The organism is Luteimonas sp. A277 (genome assembly GCF_054052045.1).
Map to the genome: position 1 here is coordinate 42,544 of NZ_JBSVRG010000013.1, position 15,839 is coordinate 58,382.

Genomic DNA, 15,839 nt, shown 5'->3' on the forward strand with positions numbered 1-15,839 from the left:
CTTCTGCCAACGCCTCAGCCGAGCCCTCGCCAGGCGGCGATGACATCTTCAACGCGGATATCGGCCACCCGGGCGTGGCCTTCCGGTTCGCCGCCCAGGGTGATCACCGGCCCCGGCCCGATCGGCCGCCACAGCGAGGGAGGGGCGGCGCCGAACAGCACCACCAGCGGGCAGCCCAGGGCTGCGGCGGCGTGCGCGGGGCCGGTATCCACCGAGACCATGCTGTGGGCCTGCTCAAGCAGGGCGAACAGGCGCGGGATCGGCAGGTCGTTGGCCAGGTTGCGGATGCGGGGATCATTCCCGGCGGCCTGGCGGATGTCTTCCAGCACCTCGTGCTCGGCCGGTGAGCCGCACAGCACCACGCGCGCTTGCGGCTGGTCCTCCAGCACCGCGGCCGCCACGGCGGCCCAGTGTTCGGCCGGCCAGTGCTTGGGATGGTCGGCGGTCATGCGCTTGCCGCGCTTGTGGGTGCGCTTGTTGCCCGGCTGGAACAGAACCAGCGGGCCTTCAAGGTCATTCGCTTGCCGCCATTGCGCCAATTCGGCCCGATTGGCTTCCGGCACCACCAGCTTTGGCAGCCGGAACGGGGCCGGGTCGACTTCCCTGGTTGCGTAGCGATGCGCCGGATCGCGCATGCCGAACGCCAGCCAGCGGTCCGGCCACAGCATCGGCGTAGCGAGCTCTTCAGGCGTGCGTTCGATGAGGTCGTCCGCATGCACGCCGCCGCGCTCGATCAGCCGTCGCATCTCGGGGTCCGGATCGCACAGGTACACCGGGCCGCGGCCGCGACTGCGCAGCCAGCGCACCAGTTGCCACTGGCTCGGACACAGCAGGTAGGGGGTCTTGCGACTGGTCACCATCTGCAGGTGGTCGAGCTCGGGAGCGTGCGCGAGCACCGGCGGGGTCCAGCCACCGGAGCTGACCACGTCCACCCGGCTGTCGTGGCGCGCCGCCACCAGCCGCATCAGGGTGGTCAGCATGACCATGTCGCCGAGCGCGCCGCAGCGCACGATCAGGGGTGGGGCGTGGGGTGGGTTCACCATCGCAGTGGCCTCCGCGCCACTTCAGGTCCGAGTTGTTGCAGCAGGGCGCGGGCTTCGGCTTCGGGCAGGTAGCGGATCCGCAGCGGTGGCGACAGCGCGCCGGCACCGGCCGTGTCCAGCCACAGCGAGGCCATGCCCAGGCACCGGTCCAGCAGTCCCTGGCGCAGCTGCAGCGCCTGCAGCTTGCCGACCTCGGCGAAGCGCCAGTGGCGCGACCACCAGCCTTCGCGCACGGCCAGCAGCTCGTCGTGCAGGCAGTAGCCGGCACGACGGGCATGCTGGCGGGCGACGAACACGCTCCATGGAATCCACGCGAGCGCCAGCAGGCCCCAGGCGCCAAACCGCCAGCACAGCGCCGTGCAGGCCACCATGGCGAACACGGTGCCGCCCAGCGCCAGGCGCAGCCAGGCCCGGTGGTGCAGTGGTTGCCACTGCTGCGGCGGCCACTGCAGCTGCGGCACCAGGTGGCGGACCAGGGCATCGCAACGTTCACTGGTGGCGACGGGGGCCAGTTCGTTGAGGCCGCGCTCTTCGTTGCCGCGCTGGATCACCGCGGTGTCGATGCGCAGGCTGCGGAGTCGGAACAATCGATGGGTAACGGTTTCCACCAGCGTCCAGGCCTGGATCCGCCGTCGCGGCACGCTGTTGCGCCGTCGGGTCAGCAGGCCGCGCCCGACGGTCAGCCGGCGGCCGTGTTCTTCCAGGCGGAAATCGTGGTACTGCACCAGCGCCAGCACCACCGACAGCGCCCGCAGGGCGATGAGTGCGGCCAGGCCGATCATGACCGCGCCGAGGACCATGCCGGTCCATCCGGGCACAAGGCTGCCGGCATGGCCGAAGGCCTCGCGCGCCAGGCGCGCCATGGACTCGGCGGTATCGTCATCGGGCAGGAACTGCCACGCCACCGCCATCGCGCCGGCGACCACCACCATGCCGCGGTTGGAGATCAGGCCCAGGCGCACCACCTCGGCGGTGGACAGGGCCAGCAGGGTGTCTCCCTGCTGCGCCTGCTCCGCGTTTTCCGCAGTGGAAACAGCCTCGCCGCGGCGGCGGATCAGGCGTTCCAGCGCCAGGGCCTGGTCCAGCTGCAGCACCTGCATCACCGCTTCCGGCTTGTCGCCGCTGGCCGATTCCAGCCGCACTTCGGCCACCTGGAACACCCGGTGCAGCAGGGTCTGGTGCACGGCCACGTCATGGATACGGCTGAAGGGGATCTGGCGCAGGCTGCGTTCCAGCAGGCCGCTGCGCACGAACAGGCTGTCCTCGCCGATCCGGTAGCGCCAGGTGAAGTAGCGCCAGACGGCGGCGGTCACCAGCACCACGGCGGCCACGCCCGCGGCCATCAGCTGCCAGCTGTCCTCGCCGCGCCCGCCGAAGATCAGCAGGGCCAGCAGCGGGACCATGAACTGCTTGATGTTGCCCACCAGCACGAACAGCCACGAGGCCGGGTGCAGGCGCCGCTCCTCCTGGGTGGGCAGCGTGGTCGCGCCCGCGGCCGGCTCAGGCGTCGTCGTCATCGTTTTCGACCCGGCGGGCGAGGTGGTCGCGCAGGCGCTCGGCGTCGTCCGCGTCCAGTCCCGGCACGGCCACGGCGTGCTGGCGGGTGCCGGCGGTATGGACCAGCAGGGTCGACAGGCGGAAGCGCCGCTCCAGCGGGCCGCGGCGGATATCCAGATGCTGCACCCGCGAGGAGGGCACGCGGGTTTCGCTGCGCCACATGCGTCCCCGGCGCAGGGCAAAGCCGTCCTCGTCCAGCAGCCACCAGGTGTAGCGGTAGCGGCGCAAACCGGTCCACGCGCCGAGTGCGATCAATGCCAGCCAAACCAACGCGGTTGTCACCACGAAAGGCGGCCGCTGCGTGGAGACCAGGATCCCGTTGGCGATGCCCAGCGCGACCAGCGTGGGCACGCCGATGCCCAGCGCCCCGGACAGCATGAACAGCGGCCGCGCCCGGCGTGGCAGCGGCTGCCAGTCGCCGCCCGCGTCCGCTTCGCGCGGGCCGGACAGGCCCAGGTCGTCCAACTCGATCATGTGCGGTCCCGTTCGTAGGGGTTGGGCTCGTTGCTGCCGGCCGGGCGCCAGCGCCAGCGCTTGTAGGTCCACTGGTACTGGGCGGGATCGCGCCGGGCGATGCGCTCGACCGCGGCGTTGAGCGCGGTGGTGGCCACCTGCGGGTCGGGATCGGCGATGGCCGCGGGCGCTGCCTCGAACCGCAGGGCGAACTCCGGTCCGGGGCCGATCCGCTCGCAATAGGCAAACAGCACCGTGGCCCCGGTGCGCGAGGCCAGCCGGCCGAGCAGGGTCATGGTCAGCGCGGCCATGCCGAAGAACGGCGCGTATTCGCCTTCCCCGGCCTTGGGCTGCTGGTCGGGGAGGATCCCGGTGACGCCGCCGGCGCGCAGCAGCTTGAGCAGGTGGCGCACGGCGGCGGGGCCATCTGCGCGGATCTGGGTCACCTGAGCACCCGCGTCGGCGCGGACCCGGCGCAGGAAGGCTTCTCCCACTTCCGCCTCGGGCGGACGGTAGAGCACCGAGATCGGGGTGCGCGATGCCAGCCACTGGTTCAGCAGCTCCCAGTTGCCGTAGTGCGGCGCGGCCACGATCAGGCCTTTGCCTGATGCCAGCGCGGCGTCGAACAGTTCCAACCCCTGGGTCTGGCGGATCAGGGCCAGGTTCCCGGCGTGGGGACGGGTCCAGAAGCGCAGTGTTTCCAGGAACTGGCGCGCGGTGGTGCGCAGGATCGCGCGGTGCCATTCCTCGCGCTCGGAGGCCAGCATCTGCGGATAGGCGATCTGCAGGTTGACCCGGGCCACATGGCTTTCGCGCGTGTCCAGACGCTGCGCCAGCGCGGCCAGGGCGTCGCCGAGCCGGTACAGCAGCGACCACGGCAGGCGCCCGAGGGCGGTGGCAAACAGGTACAGCAGTGCGGAAGCGAAACGGGCCATCGGCCAAGTCTATACAGCGGTAAGATGCAGCGCTTCCTTCCGCCCGCTCCCGCCATGCTTGCCCTGATCCAGCGCGTCACCCATGCCAGCGTCAGCGTCGACGGCCAGACCGTCGGAGCGATCGGGCCCGGGCTGTTGGCCCTGGTGGGGATTGAACCGGGCGATGGTGATCCCCAGATAGAGCGCATGACCACCCGGTTGCTGGGCTACCGGGTGTTCGCTGACGAAGCCGGGCGGATGAACCGCTCGCTGGCCGATACCGGTGGCGGATTGCTGCTGGTGAGCCAGTTCACCCTGGCGGCCGATACCCGTTCGGGCATGCGTCCGGGCTTCAGCACAGCCGCTCCACCCGAAGAAGCTGAACGTATTTTCGACCGTCTGGTAGCCTGCAGCCGGGAAAATCACCCCCCAGGGGTGGAAATCGGCCGCTTCGGGTCCCATATGGTGGTAAGCCTGGCCAACGACGGCCCGGTAACGTTCCTGCTTCGCGCCTGAACAAGGCGGACAATCGCCCCGTACGCCGCCCGGATTCCGCAGGAAACCGACGTGGCTGGTATAATTACGGGTTCCGTTTTTTTCCATTCTCAATATTGGTAGCACTCCCCTATGGCCATCGACCGTCAGGCGCCACAGTCCGACATTAAAAAGCTCATCAGCAAAGGTCTGGAGCAGGGCTACCTGACCTACGCCGAGGTCAACGACCACCTGCCCGACGATCTGGTTGATCCGGAGCAGCTGGAAGACATCATCGGCATGATCAACGGCATGGGGATCGAGGTCCACGAGACCGCTCCCGACGCCGAAACGCTGCTGCTGGCCGGCGAGTCCGGCGGCAACCGCGATGTCGACGACACCGCTGCCGAAGAAGCTGCTGCAACGCTGACCGCGCTCGACGCCGAAGGCGGCCGCACCACCGACCCCGTGCGCATGTACATGCGCGAAATGGGTACGGTGGAGCTGCTCACCCGCGAGGGCGAGATCGAGATCGCCAAGCGCATCGAGGAAGGCCTGAACGAGATGCTGGCCTCGCTGGGCACCTTCCCATCGACGGTCCAGCAGCTGCTGGAAGACTACGAGCTGCACACGGAAGGCAAGAAGCGCCTGCCCGAAATCATTGCCGGCTTCAACGACTACGTGCTCGAGGAACTGGCTGCCGAGGCCGAGGCAGCTGCCGAGGAAGAGGCGGAAGAAGCGGGCGTGGTCGAGGACGCCACCGCGGAAGGCGACGACGACGCGGAGGTCGAGGCCGAGGACGAGGAGGAGGAGAAGGAAGCCGCTCCCACCGGGCCCGATCCCGAAGAGATCGCGCGCTGCATCGGTGAGCTGGCGGATTTCTACGCCAAGTTCGAGCGTGCCCACGCCAAGCACGGTTCCGAGCACGCGTCGGTGATCAAGCTGCGTGAGGAAATGGCCGCGGCGTTCGTGATCTTCAAGCTGCCGCTGCCGTTCGTCGACGTGCTGGTCAAGCGCCTGCGCGAGGCCGCCAACGGCGTGCGCAGCCATGAGCGCCAGGTGCTGCACCTGACCACCCGCGTGGCAAAGATGCCGCGCCGTGACTTCTTGCGCGTGTGGGACGGCAACCAGACCAACCTGGACTGGGTGGACGAGATGCTCAAGCGCAAGCAGAAGTGGGCATCCGGACTGCGCGAGGTGAGGGATCAGGTCATCGCCGAGCAGGAGTCGATGATCGCGCTCGAGAAGGAAATACGCGTCACCCTGCCGGAGCTGAAGGAAATCAACCGCACCATGGCCTATGGCGAAGCCAAGGCCAGCAAGGCGAAGAAGGAGATGGTGGAGGCCAACCTGCGTCTGGTCATCTCGATCGCCAAGAAGTACACCAACCGCGGGCTGCAGTTCCTGGACCTGATCCAGGAAGGCAATATCGGTCTGATGAAGGCGGTGGACAAGTTCGAGTACCGCCGCGGCTTCAAGTTCTCGACCTATGCCACGTGGTGGATCCGCCAGGCGATCACCCGCTCGATCGCCGACCAGGCGCGCACCATCCGTATCCCGGTGCACATGATCGAGACCATAAACAAACTGAACCGCATTTCCCGCCAGATGCTCCAGCAGTACGGCCGCGAGGCCACGCCGGAGGAGCTGGCCAAGGAAATGGAGATGCCCGAGGACAAGGTTCGCAAGGTGATGAAGATCGCCAAGGAACCGATTTCCATGGAGACCCCGATCGGCGACGACGAGGACTCGCACCTGGGCGATTTCATCGAGGACACCAACGTGGAGTCGCCGATGGACAACACCACCAACATCAACCTGTCCGAGACCGTGCATGAGGTGCTGGCCGGGCTGACGCCGCGTGAAGCCAAGGTGCTGCGCATGCGCTTCGGCATCGACATGAACACCGACCACACGCTGGAAGAGGTCGGCAAGCAGTTCGATGTCACCCGCGAGCGCATCCGCCAGATCGAGGCCAAGGCGCTGCGCAAGCTGCGTCACCCGAGCCGCTCGGAGCAGCTGCGGAGCTTCCTGGATATCGACTGACGCCAGGCGCTACTGCAATACTTTTGGAAGCCCGCCTTGTGCGGGCTTCTTTTTTGACTCGCGGTGAGCTGAGGGGCCCCGCCGCGGCCGGGAGGCCTTTGCTGCTCATGTCCCCCGGAATCCGCCGATGGCGGATTCCTCCTCCTTTACTTCGCTGCAAAGGCCTCCCGACCACGGCGGGGCTCGGCTTGCGGACAGGGAGCTTCCCGGCGGCACGGCTCACCCCACCGCGCTCTGCACATCCCGCCCATGGACTTCCTGCAATGCTCTGGCCGCAAACAAGGCAGGAGGTCGACATGGCGGAACGGGTGGACGTGGCAATCATCGGCGGCGGGCCGGCGGGACTGACCGCGGCCACGTACCTGCGCCGGTTCCTGCGCAGCGTGGTGGTGCTGGACGCCGGCGACAGCCGCGCCCGCTACATTCCCGAGAGCCACAACTGCCCGGGTTTCCCGCAGGGGGTGGCCGGCACCGAGCTGCTGCAGCGCATGCGCGAGCAGGCGAAAGGAGTGGGTGCGAAGATCGTGCGGGCGCGGGCGGATGGCCTGCAGCGGACGGAAGGCGGATACACCGTGCTGGCCGGCGATGAAGGCTGGCAGGCGAAGAAGGTGATCCTTGCCACGGGACTGGCCGATCGCCTGCCCGCGGGCGATTGGGCGGAAGAGGCGATTGCCAGCGGCGCCCTGCGTCTGTGCGCCGTCTGCGACGCCTACGAGGCCCGCGATTCCCGTATTGGGATATACGGCCCGGCCAGGACGCTGCCGGGCCATGCCCGCTTCCTGCGCGGGTACGCGCGACGGGTGGTGTTGCTGCCGGAGGACGGCGAACTGGATCCGAAATCCGCCGCAGAAATGCAGGAGCTTGGCGTGGAGGTGTTCTCCCCCGGAGGCAGGCTGGCCTACGACGGCAGCCGTTGCATCTGGCACGCCGCGGACGGCACCACGACCGCCTTCGACACTGTCTATCCCTATCTCGGCTATGAGGGCCGCAACGCGCTGGTCGCGGACTGGGGCCTGCAGGCCGGTGAGGAAGGCGAGCTCCAGGTGGACAGCCACCAGCAGACCAGCCGCCCCGGTCTCTATGCCATTGGCGATGTGGTCAGTGGCCTCAACCAGATTGCCGTGGCCGTGGGCCAGGCGGCGGTGGCTGCAACCCATGCCCACAACGCGCTGCCGTTCGTGCCGCGTAGCGGACGTGATTGACACACAAATTTCCTTCGTAGGTCAGTCCGATAACGCCAAGGACGGAAAGTGTTCCTCAGCGTGGCAGTTCGCACACAGCAAGATGCACTTGGTCAGTTCGGCGCGAATATCGGCTTCGCTTCGATTGGAGTGCGCGCGTAGATCCAAATTGAAACTCTTGGTGTGGGGGTCGAGGTGGTGCCAGGTGAGTGCAGCGATGTTCCTGCGATATCCACACCGAGTGCAGCTGCCGCCCGCCTCCGTGATCATCTGCAATTTTCTCTTGAAACCGCGCGCCTGCTGACTGGCATAGTTCTGGTGTCGAATATTCGTATCGGCGTTCTTGCACCTCCGCGAACAGAATCGCCGCTGACGCCCGCCAAGGGGACTTTTACAGGTGACGCATGCCTTGCTGGATTCCATCAAATGATCATAATCTGAATTGCGAGTGCGGATGTATGAGTAGAATTGGACGACAACGGGCCTATAGCTCAATGGTTAGAGCAGAGGACTCATCGGAAGGTGACCCCGGTACCGTAAGGGCCGGTGGAAAAACGGGATGAATTCAGGGGAACCTCAGCGGCGGCAGCGATGCCGGACGGTGGCAACCCTGAGCCAAGCCGGTGGTACACCGCCGGAAGGTGCAGAGACTACCTGAGGGCTTGAGTGCCCTTGATAACAGGCTGGAGCGTCCCGCACCCCACCAGCGACGGCTGAGGGTGATGAGATAGTCCGCGCCGGGCGGAAACGCCCGGGAAAGCGAATCCTTTGGTTCCAGGTTCGAATCCTGGTGGGCCCACCAAATAACAGTCCAATGACATCCCGCGAAGTGCAGAAAACCCCGCAACGGCCGGGGTTTTTTCTTGTCTGTAGTCCGGTAGCGTCCGGGGGCATCGTTTGCAATCCGGGGGCATATGGGGGCATGGCTGGGGCAAATCGCCCCGATGCCCCCAGAGAGGATGCCCCCATGCGCTTGACTGACGTAGCAATCCGCAAGGCAAGGCCTGCTGCCAGGCCGCAGCGCTTGTTTGACGGATCTGGAAGTCGCCCCGTCAGGCGGCAAGCTATGGCGATGGAAATACCGCTATGAAGGCAAGGAAAAGCGGCTGGCGCTGGGGGCGTATCCGGAAGTCGAGTTGGCCGAAGCCCGCGAGCGCCACGCGGAAGCCCGCAAGCTGCTGGCTAGCGGGGTTGACCCCGGTGAGCATCGCAAGGCGCAGCGCGCGGCAGCGGCGGACAAGGTGGCAAACAGCTTTGACGCCGTAGCACGGGAACTGCTGGCGATACGGGCAAAGAGGCTTTCCGTCGGTTCCAGGGAACCCCGCCAGTCGAAGCGGCGCTGAAATTTGCCCCGCTGGTGTTTGTGCGACCGGGGGAACTGCGGACGGCGCGCTGGGCTGATATCGACCTGGACGCGGGGGAATGGCGCTTTGCTGCCAGCAAGACCGGGCAGGCGCACATTGTCCCGCTTGCATCGCAGGCGGTGGCAATCCTGCGCGACCTGCAACCGTTGACCGGGGGGGGGTATGTTTTCCCAAGCGTCAGGGGCAAGGGTCGCCCCATGTCCGAAAACACCATTAACGCGGCGCTTCGGCGGATGGGCTTTGACTCCGACACCATGACCGGGCACGGCTTCCGCGCGATGGCCCGGACGGTGCTTGCGCAAGAAAAGACCGCGTGGCGGCACTCTGATGCGCAAGCCAAGCGGCGGAAGGACAAGCCGGGCACTGATGCAATGGGGGATACGTCCCGCAATGACCGCATCCGTGCGATGCATGCCCGACTTCAAAGCGCAGGCAATCGGAACGCCACGGCATAACTTCCATGTCCGAAGCCGCCCAACCCGGCGCGGTATCGGATGATGCAATACGACAACTCCCTGAGACTGGACTGCCGGGCCTGGTGGTGCCGGCTGGCCTGAAGCGGCCCGAAGGCATCCAGCTTGAACGCGGGTAACGATGCCAGCGCGCCTTGCGACCAGCACCAGTACGCAAAAAGCCGCGGCGCCCGTCCAGGCTGCCGCGGCTTGGCAACTGCTGAATTGCTCAGCTGTCTTCTGTCGGCACGGAGGCTTCGGTGGTGATGCGCAGTTGCACTTCATCGCTGACGTGCGGCGCAAACAGGCCCAGGTCGAAGTCGGTGCGCCTGATGGTCGCCACCGCGTCGAATCCGGCGGTGGGCTGGTTGTTCATCGGGTTCTCGCCGATGGTGTTGATGCTGGCGTCGAGCACCACCGAACGTGTGATGCCCTTGATGGTCAGGTCGCCGGTGATCGCCAGCTTGTCGTCGCCGGCAGAGCGCACAGAGGTGCTTTTGAAGGTGGCCTGCGGGTAGTTGTCCGCGTCGAAGAAGTCGGCGCTGCGCAGGTGCTCATCAAAAGCCGCCACGTGGGAAGAGAGGCCGGCGAGGGGAAGGACAACCTCGACGCGGGAGGCGGCGACATTGTCCGGGTCATAGGTGATCGTGCCGTCCACCTGGCCGAAGTGGGCGATTGGGTTGGAGAATCCGAAGTGGTTCCACTGGGCCACCACGTCGGTATGGGTCGGGTCGATCTTGTAGGTCACCGGAGTGGCGACTGCATAGACCGAGGAGAGGAGAAGGGCGGCGGCGAGGATGCCGCAGGAAATACGCTGGTTCATGGGTGCTCCGGGGGTGTGTGATTGAGGGCGCCAGCCGGACGGTCCGGCTGCTGGCCACACACCCAATGATATTGTCCCGGTTTTGCCTGAAAAGGCCTCGGTTTGAACATCACTGTCTACATTTTGGCGACAGTTGTCGTACCTGATTGCGCTCCATCGGGAAAGACTTGGCCCTGATTGGATCCATATTGGAAACAATGATGTTGGTGTAATACGGTTTATCTCCGTGCTGTCGGCAATGACAATGGTTCCGTCGCGGTTCGCCGCATTCATTGAACGGAGGCCTCATGTCATTGCGAAATTCGGAACACCGCTGGGGATTTGTCAGCCAGCTGATGCACTGGGGCATCCTGGTGCTGCTGGTTTGGCTGGCTTGGCTGGGCCTGACCATGGTGGACATGGAGCCGAGCCCGGCAATGATTGAAGCCTATGCGCTGCACAAGTCGCTGGGGCTCACCCTGCTCGTACTGGTGGCGACGCGCCTGGCTTGGCGATTGTTCGCCGGGAGCCCCAGGGTCTTGTCGGGGACACCGGTTTGGCAGGCGCGTGTCGCCGACGTGACCCACATCGCGCTGTACGTGCTGATGTTCGCCATACCGCTGAGCGGCTGGCTCTTCAACTCGGCCTCCGGCTATCCGCTGCAGTGGTTCAAGCTGTTCAACCTGCCGGCCATTGCAGGCCGCGACATGGAACTGGCCGAGTTGGCCAGGCAGGTGCACGTGGCCGGTTTCTGGCTGCTCCTGCTGCTGGTTGCTGCCCACGCCGGCGCCGCCCTGTATCACCACTTCATCCAGCGAGACGACACCCTGCGGCGGATGCTGCCGCGGTCGGTGCGCGCGCCCGGAACTACCCAACACACCCTGGAGAACTGACATGACCTTCAATATCCGCACCTTGATCCTGCCCCTCTCGATGGCCGCCGCAATGGCCGCAGCCCCGTCCGTCTCGGCCGCTGACTACGTCCAGGCGGGCGGCGCGCTCACCTTCGCCAGCGAGTACCAGGGCGACACCTTCGTCGGCAGCTTTCCCGGCTTCCGCACCACCATGAGTTTCGATCCGGCCCGCCCACAGGACGCCAGGCTTGACGTGACCATCCCGCTGGCCGGTGCCAGCACCGACAACGCCGACCGCGACAGCACGCTGCAGGGCAGCGCGTTCTTCAACGTGGCCCGGTTTGCCCAGGCGCGCTACACGGCCGAAGGCTTCAGCCACCTGGGTGGTGACAACTACAGCGCCGACGGCGTGCTGGAGCTGCGCGGAGTGAAGAAGCCGGTGACGCTCGAATTCACCCTGACTTCCGGTGACAGGCCCGCGCTTGCCGGCCGGGCCAGGATCAGCCGCCTGGCCTTCGATGTCGGCGGCGGCACCTGGGCCGACCTGTCGATCATCCCGGACGAGGTGGCCGTGTCCACTCGGGTGAGGTTCGCCCCGGCGCCGTAAGCGCAGGAGCAGGCAAGGCGTGGCCCGCTGGAATCCCTGTCAGGACATGGGTTCCGGGGCCGCGCCGAACTTTGCCGGCAGCGGGATGAACTCCTCATGGTCCATGTCGGGCAGCTTCATCCGCCCGGCGGCCCAGTCGGCCCGCGCCTGCTCGATCCGCTCCTTCGACGAGGACACAAAGTTCCAGTCGATGTAGCGCGGGCCCACCGGCTCGCCGCCCAGGGCCATCACCACCGCGTCGCTCAGTGCGGTGATGTCGGCAGTCTTGCCGGGCGCCAGCACTGCCATGCTGCCCACCTCCACGCGCTGGCCAGATACTTCGACCTCGCCTCTGGCCACGTAGACCGCGCGCTCGGTGTATTCCGGCGGCAACGAAGTCCGCGTGCCGGCCCGCAGCTGCCAGTGCACGTAGAACTGCGGCGAGTCGACTTTCACCGGCGACTCCACGCCGGCCAGGCGCCCGGCGATCAGGCGACCGACGACGCCATCGCCGTTGAATACCGGCAGCGCATCGCTGGCGTAGTGCCAGAAGCCTGGATCCATCTCTTCGCGCTCATTGGGCAGCGCTACCCAGGCCTGGATGCCGTCCATCGGGCCGCCGTTCGCGCGCAGCTCTTCAAACCGCTCGGAGTGGGTGATGCCGCTGCCTGCGGTCATCCAGTTGACCTCGCCCGGCCGGATCGGCTGCTCGGAGCCGACGCTGTCACGATGCATGATCTCGCCATCGAACAGGTAGGTGATCGTTGACAGGCCGATATGCGGATGCGGGCGCACATCGGCTTCACGCGGCAGGCCCCGCTCGATCTCCTTGGGACCCATGCGATCGAAGAAAATGTAAGGCCCGATCATGCGGCGTTTGGCGAATGGCAGCACGCGGCCGACTTCGAAGGCGCCCAGGTCGCGGCGGCGCTGCTGGATGATGAGTTCAATCATGGTGAAGCCTCCTGTCAGGGTGGGCGAATCGCAAAGGGCGACTATCGCACCAACGGAATGTCGCTGTGGTTACGTGATGCCGGGTTGACGCTGGCGGGTCTCCATTGGCAGGCCGTGCAAGCGCCAGGCTTCCAGCCCACCCGCCAGCGGTCGTACGCGGCCAAAGCCGAGCTGCTTGAGCTGGCTGGCCACGCGTGCGGCTGAAGCTTCGTTCGGGCAGTCGCAATAGACCACCACTTCGCCGCTGACGCTGGACACCAGGTCGGCCACCCGGGTCGCGTGGACCGCGCCTGGAATCCATCCGGTTTCGGCACGTTCGGCGTCGGTGCGGACGTCCACGACGAGCGGTTTTTCGGGATGCTCCATCAGCGCGTGCAGGTCGGACACGGAGATGCGCTCCATGCGCAGCTCGCGCAGGAACAGGTGGCGCTTCCAGACCTTGCGCAGGACGAACACCAGCAATGCCACCAGCACCAGGCCAATCCCGACGCGTCCCAGAGACTCCAGGGTCAGCAGTGCTTCGTTGACCGCGTCGTGGAACACCACGCCCATCGCGATCGCGACACCCGCCCAGAGCATCGCCCCGGTGCCGTCATAGATCGCAAAGCGGCCCAGCGGCGTGCGCTGGTGGCCGGCCAGCGTGGTGCCGACCGCGGCGAAGCCGGGGATGAACTTGGCCAGTATCAGCGAGGGCGGACCCCACTTCGCGTAGATCGCGCGGGTGCTGGATACGCAGCTGTCGGGAGAGAGCGAGACGCGGCAGATCAGGCGCAGCATGCGGGCGCCGTGTCGGCGCCCGGCGAGGTACCACAGCATGTCGGCCAGCAGCGCCGCCGCGGTGGCCGCTAGCAGAATGGGCCACACGGGTTCCAGGCGCTCCGCGGCCTGCGCGCTGGCGACCACGAGCGGCGGCCACGCGGGAATCGGGATCCCGCCCTGGTCGAGCAGCACGACGATGAAGACGAGCCACAGACCGTAGGTCGAAAGCAGTTCGTTCAGTACCTCCATCGTCGGGCTCCCGCCACCTGCGTCAATTCCGCGGGCGTATCACGCGCCGCGCGGCAGAACCGTCAGCACCCGCGCCACGAATTCGTGGAATTCCTTGAGATAGCCGCGCAGGAACTCGGCGGTCGATGCGTCGGCGACCTCGCCGGCGTCGTTGAGCACGCCATCCTTGAACTGGATGTAGGCCTCCGGTGAGTTCATCTGCGGCGAGTTGAGGAAGCCGAGGATGCTGCGCAGGTGCTGCTGGCCCACCGCCGTGCCGATCGCGCCGGGCGAGGTGCCGATCACGCCGGAGGGGATGTTGGCGAAGGAGTTGGTGCCCCAGGGGCGGCTGGCCCAGTCGATAGCATTCTTGAGCCCGCCGGGAATCGAACGGTTGTACTCCGGGGTCACGATCAGGATCGCATCGGAGCCTTCGATGGCTTTCTTGAACTTGCTTCCGACCTCCGGGTAATCGGCGTCGTAGTCATAGCTGTACAGCGGCAGGTCCTTGAAGGAAATCTCGTGGAACTGGAGCTGCTGCGGCGCAAGCTTGAACAGCGCCTGGGCGAGCTTGCGGTTGATCGATTCCTTCGCGAGGCTTCCAATCAGGTAGCCCACTTTGTATGTTTTCATTATCGTCCCCCTGGGTTGCAAGGCGACCACTATGGTCGCTGTTGCAGGTTATGGCCTCGGCCACGGTCATCACGGACTCGATGTGGGCGGCAGGCGGTCAGGCCGCGGTATCGACCAGCACGAGCTCGGCATCCTCAATCGCAGTCACGCGGATGCTTTCCACCTCGCTGATGGCGGCGCCATCGCGGGCGTCAAGGACCACGCCGTCGACTTCGACCTTGCCCTTGGCCGGCACAAGGTAGCCGTAGCGACCGCTGCCTGCGAAGCGATATTCGGTGGTTTCACCGGCCTTGAGCGTGGCGCCAAGGACCCGTGCGTCGGTGCGGATCGGCAGTGCATCGTCGTCGCCTTCGATGCCGCTGGCCAGGGTGATGAAGCGTCCCGAGCGCGCGCCCTTGGGGAAGGGCTTGGCGCCCCAGGAAGGAGGGCGCCCCTGCTGGTTCGGGATGATCCAGATCTGGAAAATTCGTGTGGTACCCGGTTCGTGGTTGTACTCGGAGTGGCGGACACCGCTGCCCGCGCTCATCACCTGGACGTCACCGGCTTCGGTGCGTCCCTTGTTGCCCAGGTTGTCCTCGTGGGTGATGGCGCCTTCGCGGACGTAGGTGATGATTTCCATGTCGGCGTGTGCGTGCGGCGGGAAGCCGGTTCCCGCCTGGATGGTGTCGTCGTTCCAGACGCGCAGTGCGCCCCAATGGACGCGCTTTGGGTCGTGGTACTCGGCGAAGGAAAAGTGGTGCTTGGCGTCAAGCCAACCGTGGTTGGCTCCGCCGAGGCTGTTGAAGGGGCGACGTTCAATCATGATGTTCTCCTGCGTGGAGTGGATTCGATGATTGCAGTCTATGTCGCGAGAAGCGTGCCAAAAACCGGGCAAGTGCCGATTCATTGTTTCTGAAATCGATACAATCACTTTCCGCTGTGCATCGCGGTGACTCGTCGCAATGCGCTGCAACGACACCGGAGCGTGAATGGCTCAACCGGGGAGTGCCGGCAGTGATTTTCAATGGGCGGGTCGCCGTCTCCGGCGCCCAGTCGCAGGACGTCTTCGAGAACGCCATCCGCCGCGCTTTGGACGAGACTACTATCGCAGTCGGCTCGGTTGGGCTTGAGCCGACTGGACTACCGAGCAGCGAACCAGACTTGACGCGCTTGGCCGAGCGGATCGAGCAAGAGGAGTTCGACCTGATCGCGGTTGGCCGTCGTCTGTTGGCTGATGCTGCCTGGGTATCGCGCCTGGCCCGGAATCCTGCTTCAGTGGTCGCTACGTCACCGGTGATGGATGAAAGCCCGGCTGCCTGTGTATCCAGGTAGCCGGGTCCACGGTCATCGTGCGCCTGCCGGCGCGTGTCTACTCAGCTCTCGCCCATGCCCGCCGCCGGCTCGGGAGCACTCCCGGATCTCACCTTCTGCTCGATGCGTGCCCCCACGCCAGGGTCGACGCTCTTCCAGTACTCGAAGGCGCGCTCCAGGACCGGACTGCGCACGCCGCCCAGCAGGGCACCGGCCACCGTCTCCACCAGGCCATCTCGATCGGCGTCG

General features: G+C 66.1%; 18 protein-coding genes. 8 read left to right on the top strand and 10 right to left on the bottom strand.

Going from position 1 to position 15,839, the window contains the following annotated elements:
- Nucleotides 1-14 precede the first annotated feature (14 nt).
- From ACW7G2_RS12855 to ACW7G2_RS12870, 4 genes are read right to left on the bottom strand one after another with little or no spacing between them, the layout of a single operon-like run.
- Complete coding sequence (locus tag ACW7G2_RS12855; protein ID WP_456976408.1) at nt 15-1,043, bottom strand: glycosyltransferase family 9 protein; 1,029 nt, start codon at nt 1,041-1,043, stop codon at nt 15-17.
- Entirely contained in the window at nt 1,037-2,560 is a 1,524-nt protein-coding gene (locus ACW7G2_RS12860; protein WP_456976410.1) for a PH domain-containing protein, read from the bottom strand. The genes ACW7G2_RS12855 and ACW7G2_RS12860 overlap by 7 nt, the downstream gene beginning before the upstream one ends.
- Nucleotides 2,544-3,074: a PH domain-containing protein gene (locus tag ACW7G2_RS12865; RefSeq protein WP_456976412.1), complete on the bottom strand. Its 531-nt coding sequence runs from the start codon at nt 3,072-3,074 to the stop codon at nt 2,544-2,546. Before ACW7G2_RS12865 ends, ACW7G2_RS12860 begins: the two co-directional genes overlap by 17 nt.
- Nucleotides 3,071-3,988: a lauroyl acyltransferase gene (locus ACW7G2_RS12870; RefSeq protein WP_456976414.1), complete on the bottom strand. Its 918-nt coding sequence runs from the start codon at nt 3,986-3,988 to the stop codon at nt 3,071-3,073. The genes ACW7G2_RS12865 and ACW7G2_RS12870 overlap by 4 nt, the downstream gene beginning before the upstream one ends.
- Before the next feature lie 54 nt (nt 3,989-4,042).
- Between ACW7G2_RS12870 and dtd the strand changes: the two genes are divergently transcribed.
- The 5 genes from dtd to ACW7G2_RS12895 all read left to right on the top strand — a co-directional run bounded on the left by dtd (nt 4,043) and on the right by ACW7G2_RS12895 (nt 9,487).
- The gene (gene dtd, locus ACW7G2_RS12875) at nt 4,043-4,483 is read left to right on the top strand and encodes a D-aminoacyl-tRNA deacylase (protein ID WP_456976416.1); all 441 of its coding nucleotides are present in this window, start codon (nt 4,043-4,045) and stop codon (nt 4,481-4,483) included.
- A 111-nt stretch (nt 4,484-4,594) separates the two neighbouring features.
- On the top strand, nt 4,595-6,487 hold the full coding sequence (gene rpoD / locus ACW7G2_RS12880; RefSeq protein ID WP_456976418.1) for an RNA polymerase sigma factor RpoD: 1,893 nt from the start codon (nt 4,595-4,597) through the stop codon (nt 6,485-6,487).
- Between the two features lie 296 nt (nt 6,488-6,783).
- Nucleotides 6,784-7,689: an NAD(P)/FAD-dependent oxidoreductase gene (locus ACW7G2_RS12885; protein WP_456976420.1), complete on the top strand. Its 906-nt coding sequence runs from the start codon at nt 6,784-6,786 to the stop codon at nt 7,687-7,689.
- Nucleotides 7,690-8,696: 1,007 nt separating this feature from the next.
- The gene (locus tag ACW7G2_RS12890) at nt 8,697-9,011 is read left to right on the top strand and encodes an integrase arm-type DNA-binding domain-containing protein (protein ID WP_456976422.1); all 315 of its coding nucleotides are present in this window, start codon (nt 8,697-8,699) and stop codon (nt 9,009-9,011) included.
- Nucleotides 9,012-9,031: 20 nt separating this feature from the next.
- On the top strand, nt 9,032-9,487 hold the full coding sequence (locus ACW7G2_RS12895; RefSeq protein WP_456976444.1) for a tyrosine-type recombinase/integrase: 456 nt from the start codon (nt 9,032-9,034) through the stop codon (nt 9,485-9,487).
- A gap of 226 nt (nt 9,488-9,713) precedes the next feature.
- On the opposite strand, the gene ACW7G2_RS12900 is transcribed toward ACW7G2_RS12895, so the two are convergent.
- Nucleotides 9,714-10,307, bottom strand: coding sequence for a YceI family protein (locus ACW7G2_RS12900; RefSeq protein WP_456976424.1), 594 nt, complete (start codon nt 10,305-10,307; stop codon nt 9,714-9,716).
- 287 nt (nt 10,308-10,594) lie between these two features.
- Here ACW7G2_RS12900 and ACW7G2_RS12905 point away from each other — a divergent pair, with 287 nt between their 5' ends.
- Together ACW7G2_RS12905 and ACW7G2_RS12910 are read left to right on the top strand one after the other, a co-directional pair.
- A complete protein-coding gene (locus ACW7G2_RS12905) occupies nt 10,595-11,179 on the top strand; it encodes a cytochrome b (protein WP_456976426.1) in 585 nt (194 codons plus the stop codon).
- Nucleotide 11,180: 1 nt separating this feature from the next.
- Nucleotides 11,181-11,747, top strand: a complete 567-nt coding sequence (locus ACW7G2_RS12910; protein ID WP_456976428.1) for a YceI family protein — start codon at nt 11,181-11,183, stop codon at nt 11,745-11,747.
- A 39-nt stretch (nt 11,748-11,786) separates the two neighbouring features.
- On the opposite strand, the gene ACW7G2_RS12915 is transcribed toward ACW7G2_RS12910, so the two are convergent.
- From ACW7G2_RS12915 to ACW7G2_RS12930, 4 genes are all read right to left on the bottom strand, one after another.
- Nucleotides 11,787-12,680 (bottom strand): pirin family protein, encoded by an 894-nt coding sequence (locus tag ACW7G2_RS12915; protein WP_456976430.1) that lies wholly within the window; start codon nt 12,678-12,680, stop codon nt 11,787-11,789.
- A 69-nt stretch (nt 12,681-12,749) separates the two neighbouring features.
- Nucleotides 12,750-13,688, bottom strand: coding sequence for a rhodanese-like domain-containing protein (locus ACW7G2_RS12920; protein WP_456976432.1), 939 nt, complete (start codon nt 13,686-13,688; stop codon nt 12,750-12,752).
- Nucleotides 13,689-13,727: 39 nt separating this feature from the next.
- The gene (locus ACW7G2_RS12925; protein WP_456976434.1) at nt 13,728-14,300 is read right to left on the bottom strand and encodes an NADPH-dependent FMN reductase; all 573 of its coding nucleotides are present in this window, start codon (nt 14,298-14,300) and stop codon (nt 13,728-13,730) included.
- Between the two features lie 97 nt (nt 14,301-14,397).
- On the bottom strand, nt 14,398-15,102 hold the full coding sequence (locus ACW7G2_RS12930; RefSeq protein ID WP_456976436.1) for a pirin family protein: 705 nt from the start codon (nt 15,100-15,102) through the stop codon (nt 14,398-14,400).
- 191 nt (nt 15,103-15,293) lie between these two features.
- On the opposite strand from ACW7G2_RS12930, the gene ACW7G2_RS12935 reads away from it, so the two are divergent.
- Nucleotides 15,294-15,611, top strand: coding sequence for a hypothetical protein (locus ACW7G2_RS12935; protein ID WP_456976438.1), 318 nt, complete (start codon nt 15,294-15,296; stop codon nt 15,609-15,611).
- Nucleotides 15,612-15,652: 41 nt separating this feature from the next.
- On the opposite strand, the gene ACW7G2_RS12940 is transcribed toward ACW7G2_RS12935, so the two are convergent.
- Nucleotides 15,653-15,839 (bottom strand): catalase-related domain-containing protein (locus tag ACW7G2_RS12940; RefSeq protein WP_456976440.1); only part of this gene is annotated, 187 nt, incomplete at its 5' end.

Coding starts and splice junctions, on each gene's coding strand:
- dtd (WP_456976416.1), top strand. CDS start 4,043: ATGCTTGCCCTGATCCAGCGCGTCACCCATGCCAGCGTCAGCGTCGAC.
- ACW7G2_RS12870 (WP_456976414.1), bottom strand. CDS start 3,988: ATGGCCCGTTTCGCTTCCGCACTGCTGTACCTGTTTGCCACCGCCCTC.
- ACW7G2_RS12865 (WP_456976412.1), bottom strand. CDS start 3,074: ATGATCGAGTTGGACGACCTGGGCCTGTCCGGCCCGCGCGAAGCGGAC.
- ACW7G2_RS12905 (WP_456976426.1), top strand. CDS start 10,595: ATGTCATTGCGAAATTCGGAACACCGCTGGGGATTTGTCAGCCAGCTG.
- ACW7G2_RS12900 (WP_456976424.1), bottom strand. CDS start 10,307: ATGAACCAGCGTATTTCCTGCGGCATCCTCGCCGCCGCCCTTCTCCTC.
- ACW7G2_RS12910 (WP_456976428.1), top strand. CDS start 11,181: ATGACCTTCAATATCCGCACCTTGATCCTGCCCCTCTCGATGGCCGCC.
- rpoD (WP_456976418.1), top strand. CDS start 4,595: ATGGCCATCGACCGTCAGGCGCCACAGTCCGACATTAAAAAGCTCATC.
- ACW7G2_RS12920 (WP_456976432.1), bottom strand. CDS start 13,688: ATGGAGGTACTGAACGAACTGCTTTCGACCTACGGTCTGTGGCTCGTC.
- ACW7G2_RS12860 (WP_456976410.1), bottom strand. CDS start 2,560: ATGACGACGACGCCTGAGCCGGCCGCGGGCGCGACCACGCTGCCCACC.
- ACW7G2_RS12930 (WP_456976436.1), bottom strand. CDS start 15,102: ATGATTGAACGTCGCCCCTTCAACAGCCTCGGCGGAGCCAACCACGGT.
- ACW7G2_RS12855 (WP_456976408.1), bottom strand. CDS start 1,043: ATGGTGAACCCACCCCACGCCCCACCCCTGATCGTGCGCTGCGGCGCG.
- ACW7G2_RS12915 (WP_456976430.1), bottom strand. CDS start 12,680: ATGATTGAACTCATCATCCAGCAGCGCCGCCGCGACCTGGGCGCCTTC.
- ACW7G2_RS12885 (WP_456976420.1), top strand. CDS start 6,784: ATGGCGGAACGGGTGGACGTGGCAATCATCGGCGGCGGGCCGGCGGGA.
- ACW7G2_RS12925 (WP_456976434.1), bottom strand. CDS start 14,300: ATGAAAACATACAAAGTGGGCTACCTGATTGGAAGCCTCGCGAAGGAA.